This is a genomic window from Pseudomonas syringae pv. cilantro (assembly GCF_001293775.1).
Classification (GTDB): domain Bacteria; phylum Pseudomonadota; class Gammaproteobacteria; order Pseudomonadales; family Pseudomonadaceae; genus Aquipseudomonas; species Aquipseudomonas syringae_P.
In genome coordinates this window covers 1-12,125 of the sequence record NZ_LGLN01000076.1, presented here as the reverse complement: position 1 = coordinate 12,125, position 12,125 = coordinate 1, and the positions used below count along the sequence as shown (strand labels likewise).

Below are 12,125 nucleotides of genomic sequence, written 5' to 3'. Positions count from 1 at the left end.
TAAACGGTCAACCGGCGGCCCGGTTTAACTGCCGTGACGCGCTATTGCGCCAGCGGGCCAGGTGCTGTTCGGAGTAGCGCCGCAGGTGGCGGAGCAAGTGCGCCTGCTCGTCGACCAGATAGAAGTGATGCCCCTCGAACATGTCCAGCGAGAAGCCGGTGCAGGTTTCTTCCTGCCAGTCGAGCAGTTCCTCGACGCCGACGCTGTCCTGTTTGCCGCCGAAGACGTGAATCGGCACACTTAGCGGCTCGCGCTGGCCGTACACAAAACTGCCGCAGAGCAGAAAGTCGGCGCGCAGGATCGGTAGCATCAACTGCATCAGCTCTTGATTGGCGATGACGTTTTCGCTGGTGCCCTTGAGCGTGCGCAGTCGGGCGATCAGTTGTTCGTCGGTCTTGGCGACGGCGTATTCGCTGACATCGCGGCGCACCGGGCCCGCAGTGGCCGACGCAAACAGCGCCAGCGGCGCGGGCAGCCCGCGTTCGCGCAAAACATGCGCCAGTTCAAAGGCCAGCAAACCGCCCAGGCTGTGGCCGAACAAGGCGTAAGGTTTGTCCAGCTCGGCGCTGATTTCGTCGGCCAACTGGTTGGCCAGTCGCACGATGTCGGTTTGCAACACTTCGTCCATGCGCATGCCGCGACCGGGAAGTTCCAGCGGGCGCACGTTCAGCCACTCGGGCACTTTGCGCCGCCAAGGGCTGTAGAACATCGCGCTCGCGCCAGAGAAAGGCAGGCAGAACAGCGTCAGACTCACAGACGAACTCATGGCAGAACCGCCCGTCTGGTGGCGCGGATGTAAAAGCGGCGAGGCGCGTGATCGAAACGCATGGGGTTCTCCTGAGGTATTCCCTGGCCACAACCGTGGTCGGGCCTGTCACCAATGAGAACGGATGGCGTCTGCAAATAATTAGTGGGGGGTGCCCGTTACGGGCGCGCGGCAGGCAGACCTGCACTTTTAAAGTGCGCTGATTTGCTTTCGCATTTGACAATAATTATCATTAAGGCTAATTTGTTGCCCCATGTGACGGCGCTGCTCCTCCCGCAGCCCTCCCCCCATAGACTTTGTAGCAAGGTGAATTCCATGACGGAACACGTATTCACAGGCAAGTGCGACTCACCCTTACTCCAGGCATTTGTCGACAACTACTTGCTGCTGGTCAAGATCGCAGCGCGCATTGTTGGCTGTCGATCGCGTGCCGAGGACGTCGTGCAGGATGCGTTCTTCAGATTGCGTTCAGCGCCGCAGGCCACACTGACCTTCAAGGCGCAGCTCAGCTATCTGTTTCAGATCGTGCGCAACCTGGCCATTGATCATTACCGCAAGCAGGCACTGGAACAGAAATACACCGGCCCCGAGGCCGAGGGGCTGAATGTGGTGATTCAAGGTGCATCGCCAGAGATCTCGCACATCAACTTCTCCAGCCTGGAGAAAATTGCCGACGCCCTGAGTGAACTGCCGCCGCGCACCCGTTATGCGTTCGAAATGTATCGCCTGCACGGCGTGCCACAGAAGGACATCGCCAAGGAACTGGGCGTGTCGCCGACGCTGGTCAACTTCATGATCCGCGACGCGCTGATCCATTGCCGCAAGGTCAATGGCACCGGAACTGAAGCCTGAAGGGGCAATCAAGGCAGACGAAAAAATCCGGAGCCATGGCTCCGGATTTTTCGTTTCGGCCTTTACAGGCACTGGATCAGCGGCTGACCTGATACTCGGGCTGCACTTCCGGCATCGCCGAGGAGTGGTGGTTGAGAATCTTCCACTCGTTGCCGATGCGGTGGTAAAGGAACGAATAACGTGCCTGTACCTTGGTTTTCTTGCCATCCGGCGCCGTCAAGGTGAAGGTGTAGACCCCGTTGTCCGCAGCGGCGTCAGGGCCCAGGCGACGAATCTCGCGGTAGTTGATCTCGCCAATCGGCTTGAGGGCCAGGAAGTGATCGAAGTAGTCCTTGATCTCTGCCGGAGTGGCGCGCACCTTGTTGGAAACCGTAGGCTGCAGGACCGCGTCTGGTGTGTACAACGACGCGACGGTCTGCGAGTTGCCGGTCTGCAGGGCCTTGTTCCAGCGATCAAACAGACCGGCGATTTCTTTGTCGTTCACGTTGTTCGGCGTCTCAGCCACCATGCGGTAGGTGTAGCCGGACGGCTCGGCAGCAGCCTGGACCATCGGGGCAGTCACAGCCAGCATCAGGGCCAGGGCGGTCAATTTTGTTTTCATCGCTATTCTCCTACGGGGATCTGTTCAGGGATTCAGTGAGAGCTACTTTGCCCGACCCGCCCCGCCCCGCCATCGGCCAACCGGGGTTATCTGCGTATGCCGATCGGCAGATGGGCTTTAACACCTGATACAGTTCTAATGGCGTCACTTCTGTTGCACCCGTGTTGCGCCCGCGCGGCCATCCACCCTCGCTGGAGTCCTTATGCAAAGCCCACCACACGATCCGGCAAGCGCGCTGGCCATTCGTAATCACTATCGTCAGTCGCAAAGTCGTGCGGCGCGGCTTCGGCTGCTGGTCGATACCGGTCAGGAATTGACCCAGTTACCTCCCGCAGCCATGCGCCAGCGTGTGTTGCAACGCGCTTGCGCGTTCGTGGCCATGGATCACGGTCTGCTGCTCGAATGGGAGGCGGACGGCGGCGTACAGAAAACCGCCAGCCATGGCGGCGAAGAACGGCTAAACACCCTTGAAACGACGGCCGACCCGCTGGCTATCGGCCCGCAATGGCTGGAGCGGCCCGGCACCGACATGCCTTGCGTGCTGCTGCTGCCGTTGCGCGGTGCTGAGGACGGTTCGTTCGGTACGCTGCTGCTGGCCAACAGTGTCGCCATCAGCGCGCCCGACAACGAAGACATCGAGTCGCTGCAACTGCTCGCCACCCTGCTCGCTGCACATCTGGAAAACAATCGCCTGCTCGACGCGCTGGTGGCTCGCGAACGGACCATGTCACAGCTGGTTCGCCAACTGTTCACGGCGCAGGAAGACGAACGCAAACGCGTCGCCTACGACCTGCATGACGGCCTGGCCCAGACCCTTGCCGGTCTACACCAGCGCTTGCAGGGTTTTGCCGGTCGCTGCCCGGAGCTGCCTGAACCGCTGAACGCCGATCTGCAAGCTATCCTCAAACTGGCGCAGCATTGCGTTGGCGAAGGGCGGCAACTGATCAGCGGCCTGCGCCCGGCCGTGCTGGATGACTTCGGGCTGTGGCAGGCGGTCGACAAGGAAGCCGATCGCCTGCGTGAAGCGGGAATCGTCGTGCAATGGACCTCGCGCTCGCTGGTGCGTCTACCCAGTCACCTGGAGATCGCTCTGTTTCGCATCGCTCAGGAAGGCATTAATAATGTGCTCAAACACGCCAACGCCAGTTGCGTAGAGTTGGCGCTGGAACTGAGTGACGGCAACCTTTCACTCAGACTGCAAGATAACGGCCGTGGCTTCATCACCGAGAAACGGCCTGACAGCAGTGGCGTTCAGAAACTGGGCCTGGTTGCCATGCAGGAACGCGCCAGCCTGCTGGGCGGCCGTCTGACCTGCGTCAGCCGCCCCGGCAGTGGCACCCGGCTGCGCGCCATCGTCCCTTTCAATGCAGACAAGGCACTCACATGACTGAAACCGTGCGACTGGTTCTGGCCGACGACCATGAGGTCACCCGCACCGGGTTCGTCTCGCTGCTGGCGGGCCACCCGGAATTCGAAGTAGTCGGCCAGGCCGCCGACGGCCAGCAAGCCATCGACCTGTGCCAGGAACTGCAACCGGATATCGCGATTCTCGATATTCGCATGCCGGTGCTCAACGGCTTGGGCGCTGCGCGCATTCTTCAACAGCGCATGCCCGGTCTGAAAGTGGTGATTTTCACCATGGACGACAGCACGGACCACCTGGAAGCAGCTATCAGTGCAGGCGCAGTCGGTTATCTGCTCAAGGACGCGAGCCGCGATGAAGTGATTGCCGGCCTGCAACGTGTGGCACGTGGCGAAGAAGCCCTTAATAGCGCAGTGAGCGCACGCCTGCTGCGGCGCATGACCGAGCGCAATACCAGCGGTGCGAGCGCCCCGGAAACCTTGACCCCGCGCGAACGCCAGGTACTCGGGCTGGTCGCGGGCGGCTTCAGCAACCGGGAAATCGGCGAGAAACTCGGCATCACCACCGGCACCGCCAAGGCGCACGTGGAAAAGGTCATCGGCAAACTGGGCGCTTCGGACCGCACCCAGGCCGCAGTGCGCGGTGTGGCATTGGGCCTGGTGAGCCAGTCGGCGAGCGAATGGCGATGACCGCTACCGGCAGCAGCCGCTGGGAAGACCTGCCGTTACGCGGCAAGGCGCTGGTGGCGATTTCCCTGCCGCTGGCGATGCTGATGTTTTCGCTGGTGCTCATTTATATCGCTGAACGCCAGACCGCGCAGGCCGAAGAAGACGTGCGCCGCGTGCTGCTCGTTCAAGGCGACATTCAGACGCTTCATACCCAGATCGCCGAAGGTGCGGCCAGCGTGCGCGGTTACCTGCTGACCCACCAGGAAGACTTCCTGCCCGGCTACATCAACGCGCATCCGCTGATCGACGCGGCGCTGGTGCGGCTCGATGCCAACATCCGTGATCAGCAGATGCGCGAGCATCTGAAATCCATCGAACCGCTGATTCGCACCAAGGTTGACGGCCTGGAAAAACTGCGCTTGATGAGCAGGGAAGATCACGAAACCGTTGCCGCCATTCTGGTCGAAAACAAGTACGTTCTCGACCAGTTGCGCGAACGGATCAGCGTCATGCGTGAGCGCGAGGACGCCCTGCTCGCCGAACGTACGGAAGCAGCGGCGGCCACCCGTCAGCGCTTGTTGTGGTCCACCCTGCTGGCAGCCGCCTGCGGCATCATCGGTGCCATTCTTGCTGTGCTCATGCTCTCCAAGGGCATCGTGGCCAGGGTTCATCAGGTGCAACGCAACGCCCAGCGCCTGGCACTCGGCCACCCTTTGTTACCGCAACCACCGGAAAAAGACGAAATCGGTCAGCTCGGCACCCGTCTGGTTGAAGCCGGTCAATTGCTGGCCGAACGCGAGCGCGCGTTGCGCGACAACGAAGAGCGGCTGCGCCTGATCATTGAAGGCGTGAAGGATTACGGCATCTTTGCGCTGGACCGCGACGGTTATGTCATCACCTGGAACGCGGGTGCCGAGCGCATCAAGGGTTACACCGAGCAGGAAATCATCGGCCAGCACTTCTCTGTTTTCTATCTGCCACAGGAATGCCCGCAACACCCTGATATGGCGCTGCACGAAGCCACGGTCAACGGTCGGTATACCGAGGAGAGCTGGCGGCGGCGCAAGGACGGCAGCCGGTTCTGGGCCAGCGTGGTGATCACGGCGCAATACGACAGCAATGACAAGCTGCGCGGCTTTTCCAAGATCACCCGGGACATCAGTGATCGCCGCGTGGCGGAAATCGCTCTGGGCACTGCGCGCGAAGAAGCCGAGCGTGCCAGCCGGGCGAAAAGTGAATTTCTGTCGCGCATGAGCCATGAACTGCGAACCCCGCTGAACTCCATTCTGGGCTTCGCCCAATTGCTGGAAATGGATTCCCCGGCCAGCCAGCGCCCGCAAGTCGGCCATATTCTGCGCGCCGGTCAACACCTGCTGAAACTGATCAACGAAGTGCTCGACATCGCCAGAATCGAGGCCGGACACATTTCCCTCAGCCTGGAACCTGTGCCGCTGTCGAACGTCCTTCAGGAAGCACTGGTGCTGGTTTCACCGATGGCCGCTGATGGCAACATCGAGTTGCGGGCGCTGCCGCAACTGCCGGATGAACTGGGCGTGGTTGCCGACCGCCAGCGTCTGATTCAGGTGTTGTTGAATCTGCTCTCCAACGCGATCAAGTACAACAGGCCCAACGGTCAAGTGCGGATCGAAGTCGAGCAATCGGCAGAACGGGTCGCCGTCAGCGTGGTGGACAGCGGCCACGGAATTGCGCCAGAGCTTATCGATCAGTTGTTCAAACCGTTCGAGCGACTGAACGCCGACCCAAGCGTAGAAGGCACCGGGCTGGGGCTGGCGCTAAGCAAGAGCATGCTGGAAATGATGCACGGCACACTGTCCGTGCACAGCGTTCCAGGCGAAGGCAGCCGATTTACGCTGGAGCTGCCGGTCATGCAGGTGCAGCAAGGCGCCCTGCCGCCGCAACGCCAACCCGACCTGCTGCCTGCGCCCCGCGCGCCTGTACCTCGGGCCTGGCATGGCAAACTGCTCTGCATCGAAGACAACCTGTCGAGCATGGCGCTCTTTGAAACCCTGCTGCAGCGCAGACCGGGCATCCAGTTGCTGTCGAGCATGCAGGGCCAGTTGGGGCTGGATCTGGCCCGCCAGCACGCGCCACAACTGATTCTGCTCGACCTCAACCTGCCGGACCTCCAGGGCCTGGAAGTGTTACAGCGCCTGAGACGCTTGCCAGCGACAGCCAACACACCGGTTCTGATGATCACCGCCGACGCCAGCGACAGCACCCAACGCGAGCTGAAAGCGGCCGGTGCAACGGCCATTCTGACCAAACCCATCCAGGTGCCCGTGTTCCTCGCCCTCCTCGACCAATACTTACCGGAGCCCCTATGACCGGAGACTTCCGCATTCTGATCATTGACGACCAGCGGCCCAATCTTGATCTGATGGAACAGCTACTCGCCCGTGAAGGGCTGACCAATGTGCTGAGCAGCACCGAACCGTTGCGCACGCTGGACCTGTTCAACAGCTTCGAGCCGGATCTGGTGGTGCTGGACCTGCACATGCCCGAGTTCGACGGTTTCGCGGTGCTGGAACAGCTAAACCGCCGCATTCCGGCCAATGACTATCTACCCATCATGGTCCTGACCGCCGACGCAACCCGCGACACACGTCTACGCGCCCTGGCACTGGGCGCACGGGACTTCATCAGCAAACCACTGGATGCGCTGGAAACCATGCTGCGGATCTGGAACCTGCTGGAAACCCGCGCACTGTACAAATCCCTGCGCAAGCTGCTACCACCGGAGAATATCGAGTTGCTGCGCCAGACACGCGTGCCTGCGCAGCAATGAGAACAGACGTTACTTGATGAGCGTGACGGGCACCGACACTTCGTGAATCACTCGCGTGGCCACCGAGCCCAGCAACAGGCCACCGAAGTTGCCCAGCCCGCGAGTGCCCATCACTACAGCGTCGCAGCCGAGCCGCTGAACCTCGGCTTCAACCTGCTCGGCCACGTTGCCCAGATCGACGTGGGCCTGAAACGGCACGCCAGCAGCAGTCAGCAACGCCACCGCGTCATCCAGTACCCGCTTGCCTTCATTGGTCAGACCGGCCTTCACGCCATCGATCATCTCGGGAGCCAGATAAAGGCTGTAATCGATCGGGCTGGCCTGCACGTTCAGCACATGCACTTCAAGCGGCTTGTTGAGGTCGCCAGACAGCTCGATGACATAGCCCAGGGCACGCATGGCGTGCTCGGAGCCGTCGAAAGGAACCAGGACTTTGTGCATGGACGTTTTCCTTGTTGGGTTATGCCCACAACATAGCCCGAGCGCCGCGGCGCGGCTACTGGAAAAAGCGCCTCTTTTGATGCAGAGCAGCCGCCTGCACGCGCGATCAATGCCCTTGCAGAAACGCCGCCGCCTGATCCAGCAACAGCATCGGATTCTCCGCCTTATGAATATCGACCGACAGCAACTGACGGAAGCGGCGCGCGCCGGGGAAACCCAGGCCCAGACCGAGCATATGCCGGGTGACATGGTGCATGTGGCCGCCGCTGGCAATGTGCGCCGCAATGTACGGCCGCATTGACTCCAGTGCATCGTAACGGCTGATGACCGGCGCAGTACTGCCGAACAACTGCTGGTCCACATGGGCCAGCAAATACGGATTGTGATAAGCCTCACGCCCCAGCATCACACCATCAAACGTCCGCAAGTGCTCACTGCACTGCTCCAGCGTCTTGATGCCACCGTTGAGGACGATTTCCAGCTCGGGAAAGTCAGCCTTCAACTGCGCAACCACGTCATAACGCAGCGGCGGAATATCGCGGTTTTCCTTGGGAGACAGCCCTTCGAGAATCGCGATACGCGCGTGAACCGTGAAACTCTGGCAACCCGCCTCCTGAACCTTGCCGACGAAATCACACAACTCGGTATAACTGTCACGGCCATTGATACCAATCCGGTGCTTGACCGTGACCGGAATACCGACCGCGTCGCGCATTGCCTTCACACAATCAGCGACCAACTCCGGATGCGCCATCAGGCACGCGCCGATCATATTGTTCTGCACCCGGTCACTCGGACAACCGACGTTCAGATTGACCTCGTCATAGCCCGCCTTTTCAGCCAGCCGGGCACAGGCCGCCAGATCCGCAGCCGTGCTGCCGCCCAGTTGCAACGCCAATGGGTGCTCGGTTTCGTCATGGCGCAAAAACCGCTCACGGTCGCCATGCAGCAAGGCACCGGTGGTGACCATCTCGGTGTAGAGCAATGCGTGCTTCGAGAGCAGTCGCATGAAATAGCGACAATGGTGATCTGTCCAATCCATCATCGGGGCGACGGAGAAGCGGCGGGACAGCGTAAACGCTGAATTTCCAATGTTTACTGGGATATTTCGTTTATCGCTGATCATAATTACTGGTCTTTTATACAGCTATTTTTACCCGTTTTTGCTTGTTTTTCATGAGCTATTGCTACAGTAGCAAATCGATTCTGAAATGTAGCAAATGAAATGGGCATGATCACAGCACGGAAACGCAAAGCCAAATCACTGGCTTCACGGCTCAGATTCGGATCAATAGGGTCGGTTTGCCAGTTTATCAGGAAACCCAAACCTTCGACCGCAAGCAGGTTGCCCAAGCCTGGATCAAGAAACGTGAAGCAGAGCTAACAGGACCTGGTGCGATCGAGCGCATAAACCGTAGCCGATTCAGCATTGACCAGTCAGAAGCTGGTTGAGTAGGCGCAGTGGAGAATGGTCAAGGAAGGCGGCGGAGTCCAGGCGCAAACCGTAGGCAATGATCTGTCGCATCTGGGAGCGGCGTTGTCCGTAGCAAAGCCTGCATGGGGATACGACGTCGTCCCTCACGCAGTGTCGGATGCGCGGATCGTCCTGCGTAAGTTAGGCATGGTCAGCAAAAGAAAGGAGCGAACTCGGAGACCCACTAAAGACGAGCCCGATGCCCTTTTTGCCCACTTTTTTGAGATGCAGATACGTAAACCGACTTCGATCAATATGCCCAAAGTGCTGGGGTTCGCGATATTTTCCACGCGTCGGCAAGAAGAAATCACCCGCATACGCTGGGGCGATCTGGATGAAAAACACCAAGCAGTCCTGGTGAGAGACATGAAAAATCCTGGACAGAAGATCGGCAACGACGTCTGGTGCCACCTTCCTGACGAAGCATGGGCGATCCTGCAGAGCATGCCTAAAGGGTGCGTAAAGATTTTTCCCTACAACTCAGATTCGATCTCTGCCGCATTTACACGAGTTTGTAGGTATCTAGAGCTGAAAGATCTGCGCTTTCATGACATGCGACATGACGGCATAAGCAGACTTTTCGAGAGGGACTGGGACATCCCCAGGGTATCGAGCGTGTCAGGCCATCGTGACTGGAATTCGCTACGCCGGTATACGCACCTGCGAGGACGTGGTGACCCCTACCAGGGCTGGGAGTGGCTCCAGCAGATTGTGGAAGCGGAGGTTGACCTTGGCGCACGCACTAACAAACGCTAGTGCAGCAATCAGCTTCACTGCGGTGCTCCCTCGGGGCACCACCGAATTGAAAAAAGACCTTGATTTTAACAGACTCGCCTTCTGCCTAGCTTTCGACAGACCGCCTAGCATTATTTTCTGATGAAAAGAATTATTTTAGACGTTGATTGCAGGTTGTGAATTGACAGGGATGATTTTTTTGACTAGTTTTAGGACGTCATTGAAAAGTGATCTGACTAGAGTCACAAAATGGCGGCGTGTTAGTCTTTGCACATCGAGAATACCTTAAACTACTGCCAACTACTTATTTAGAGGCCACCATGGATTCTCAAAAATACGAAGTTGTAATAGGTACCGAACGCGAAATCGAAAAGCCGATCATCACCCTAACTAACTGCACAGTAGTTTTTTCGAGCAAAGACTAACTTGACCGCTGCATTAACGCGGTTAAAGAGTCTGACGAGAGGCTCGCTGAACGCCCATTAGAAGTAGTTTTTTATGACTGGCAGATAGCGACGATTATCAGAGGGCTCACAATGTTCTTCGGCGTGAGATGGTATGATAAAGAGTATTTCGATAAAAACCGTGACATCTATAAAAACAAGATGCATGACCACCTGTTCTCAAAGTTTGGTGTTAGCGCGGAAAGCTTCAAGGTAAGTCACTTTATAGCGAGCTGATACTACCAGAGGCCTGCGGCCAAGGCAGGCCTCACTAGAAGCAAAGACATAGCAGGATCTATCCTATGAATACGTTTCATAAATATCTCTGTGTCGAGATATTAGCATGGATATACCTTGGCTACTGGAATGCCACCATCCCCCTCCTAATTGTGCAAAGAGGCGGCTTACTTGATTTGGCGATCTATGAAACCGCACTCGCACTTTCTGCGGTAATTTCCATACTGTATCTTGCCCCTAGTATCGAGACCATGGGTCGCACATCTACGCTAAAAATAGCCTGTTTCACGATTTTACTATCAGGCGTCCTCCGCTACATTTCTATTTCTTTTTCGTATTCCCTTGGCACTCTCATAATGATTGACATTCTAGCCGTTGCGGCGTTTGGTGTAGCCCAGTCACTATTCGGCGTATACCCCGCCGAAGTGGTTGAAAAAAACCGCGCGGAATATGCATTTCGCATTCGTCGGATTTTAACGACTTCTAGCCGCGTTGTAGGCCCGTTATTGGCAGGCGTTGTCATCGGAATATTCTCGACGCAGGCAGCGCTACTTTTCGCTGCATTTTTTGGAGGGCTAGCTGCAACCTTCGCAATGACAATCCCGAATGAATGCGCTCCCCATAGGGAGCACAGGAAATTATCTGGTGGACGGATCCAAGAGATTTTTTTTGGAATTAAGCTGAAGTTTATTCTTCCACCGGAACGTTTTCTCACTGTATCTGGCTTTTTACTAAGTTTAGTCACCGCCGCGACACTGCCAATGTTGATCCCTACATTAATTCACGGGCAAAATCTTGATGAAAGTAATATGGGGGTACTCAATGCAATATTCGCTGCGGGCTCTGTCATAGGGCTATTCTTCCTGAGTCCGCTTATATCAAAAAAAGAAAACCAACGAACTAAGTACATTTTACTCTGGACCATCCTCACTGTCGCATTAGCAGCTTGCTCCTACGTGACAGGATTTTGGCATATAGCGCCTTGGCTTTTTGTTGTCGGTGCCGCTAGCGGATGCCTGTCTCTTATAGGGATGGACAAAAGAACTCTCACCGTACCTAACGGAGTTCGAATTCGATTGACGGCTGCAACCCTCGTAATCAGCCAACTAGCGAATACCTTATCTTACTTGATTGTGGGAGCCATCATCTCAAATTTTGGAACCCAAGGATTACCATGGCTATATCTAGCAGCGTTTGGCATATTAGTTACTACTGCCGCTCTTTCAAAATTTGTTTGGCACTTCCTGGAGGATACTGGAGATTCTGAGCTTTATTATAAGCGCAAATACCCGGAGCTAGCTGAAGCTATGCAGAACTAAGTATCGATGTAGCTACGCAATTCAACAAGGCGATAAAGCAAACACAAGATTTCCATTACCACAAAAGCCGCAACCCCCCACCCAGACAGCCTTTTCTCCGACTATCTAAACCATCATTTAGATGCCTCCCTGCACGTGAGCAAATATCTGGATCAGAAAATGCGAAAGTCTTCAGGGATGAAATGCGTGCGGCAGGACACAATGTGTCGACAAAGCAAGCCGGCGAACTGCTCAGAGAGTTCCAGTCTGATTCAAAAGATGAAAACTTCCCTGACCCCGATGACTTTATCATGAGCCGTTTTACTGGGTATTCGGGTGGAGATGAGGTCTTCAAGAATTCGTTTGGAAAAAACCGAATTCTTCGGGCCAGCATAATCGAAGTTTCAATCAGCACTGCTGAAAGCTTGAACGTTTTTTCCA

The 12,125-nt window shown here is 56.9% G+C and carries 10 protein-coding genes and 2 pseudogenes; 8 read left to right on the top strand and 4 right to left on the bottom strand.

Annotation, left to right across the window (positions count from 1 at the left end):
- Positions 1 to 7: 7 nt before the first annotated feature.
- Complete coding sequence (locus ABJ99_RS20610; protein ID WP_054087383.1) at positions 8 to 766, bottom strand: thioesterase II family protein; 759 nt, start codon at positions 764 to 766, stop codon at positions 8 to 10.
- A gap of 315 nt (positions 767 to 1,081) precedes the next feature.
- On the opposite strand from ABJ99_RS20610, the gene ABJ99_RS20605 reads away from it, so the two are divergent.
- A complete protein-coding gene (locus ABJ99_RS20605) occupies positions 1,082 to 1,618 on the top strand; it encodes an RNA polymerase factor sigma-70 (protein ID WP_054087382.1) in 537 nt (178 codons plus the stop codon).
- Positions 1,619 to 1,694: 76 nt separating this feature from the next.
- Here ABJ99_RS20605 and ABJ99_RS20600 read toward each other — a convergent pair whose 3' ends face one another.
- Positions 1,695 to 2,219: an SgcJ/EcaC family oxidoreductase gene (locus ABJ99_RS20600; RefSeq protein ID WP_007253110.1), complete on the bottom strand. Its 525-nt coding sequence runs from the start codon at positions 2,217 to 2,219 to the stop codon at positions 1,695 to 1,697.
- A gap of 202 nt (positions 2,220 to 2,421) precedes the next feature.
- Between ABJ99_RS20600 and ABJ99_RS20595 the strand changes: the two genes are divergently transcribed.
- Genes ABJ99_RS20595 through ABJ99_RS20580 form a run of 4 tightly spaced genes read left to right on the top strand, consistent with a single transcriptional unit; the run spans position 2,422 to position 7,056 of the window.
- On the top strand, positions 2,422 to 3,606 hold the full coding sequence (locus tag ABJ99_RS20595) for a sensor histidine kinase (protein WP_054087381.1): 1,185 nt from the start codon (positions 2,422 to 2,424) through the stop codon (positions 3,604 to 3,606).
- On the top strand, positions 3,603 to 4,271 hold the full coding sequence (locus tag ABJ99_RS20590) for a response regulator (RefSeq protein WP_054087380.1): 669 nt from the start codon (positions 3,603 to 3,605) through the stop codon (positions 4,269 to 4,271). Before ABJ99_RS20595 ends, ABJ99_RS20590 begins: the two co-directional genes overlap by 4 nt.
- Positions 4,268 to 6,595, top strand: coding sequence for an ATP-binding protein (locus ABJ99_RS20585; RefSeq protein ID WP_054087395.1), 2,328 nt, complete (start codon positions 4,268 to 4,270; stop codon positions 6,593 to 6,595). Before ABJ99_RS20590 ends, ABJ99_RS20585 begins: the two co-directional genes overlap by 4 nt.
- On the top strand, positions 6,592 to 7,056 hold the full coding sequence (locus ABJ99_RS20580) for a response regulator (RefSeq protein WP_007253114.1): 465 nt from the start codon (positions 6,592 to 6,594) through the stop codon (positions 7,054 to 7,056). The genes ABJ99_RS20585 and ABJ99_RS20580 overlap by 4 nt, the downstream gene beginning before the upstream one ends.
- Positions 7,057 to 7,065: 9 nt before the next feature.
- Here the strand turns inward: ABJ99_RS20580 and ABJ99_RS20575 are convergent, their stop codons facing one another.
- Both ABJ99_RS20575 and dusA read right to left on the bottom strand, forming a co-directional pair.
- Positions 7,066 to 7,497 (bottom strand): universal stress protein, encoded by a 432-nt coding sequence (locus ABJ99_RS20575; protein ID WP_054087379.1) that lies wholly within the window; start codon positions 7,495 to 7,497, stop codon positions 7,066 to 7,068.
- Positions 7,498 to 7,603: 106 nt separating this feature from the next.
- Positions 7,604 to 8,623, bottom strand: a complete 1,020-nt coding sequence (gene dusA / locus ABJ99_RS20570) for a tRNA dihydrouridine(20/20a) synthase DusA (protein WP_054087378.1) — start codon at positions 8,621 to 8,623, stop codon at positions 7,604 to 7,606.
- Between the two features lie 99 nt (positions 8,624 to 8,722).
- Here dusA and ABJ99_RS20565 point away from each other — a divergent pair.
- From ABJ99_RS20565 to ABJ99_RS29320, 3 genes and pseudogenes are all read left to right on the top strand, one after another.
- Positions 8,723 to 9,727 (top strand): annotated as a pseudogene (locus ABJ99_RS20565) (tyrosine-type recombinase/integrase).
- 724 nt (positions 9,728 to 10,451) lie between these two features.
- The gene (locus tag ABJ99_RS20560; protein ID WP_054087377.1) at positions 10,452 to 11,705 is read left to right on the top strand and encodes an MFS transporter; all 1,254 of its coding nucleotides are present in this window, start codon (positions 10,452 to 10,454) and stop codon (positions 11,703 to 11,705) included.
- 203 nt (positions 11,706 to 11,908) lie between these two features.
- Positions 11,909 to 12,125 (top strand): annotated as a pseudogene (locus ABJ99_RS29320) (hypothetical protein); the annotation flags it as partial.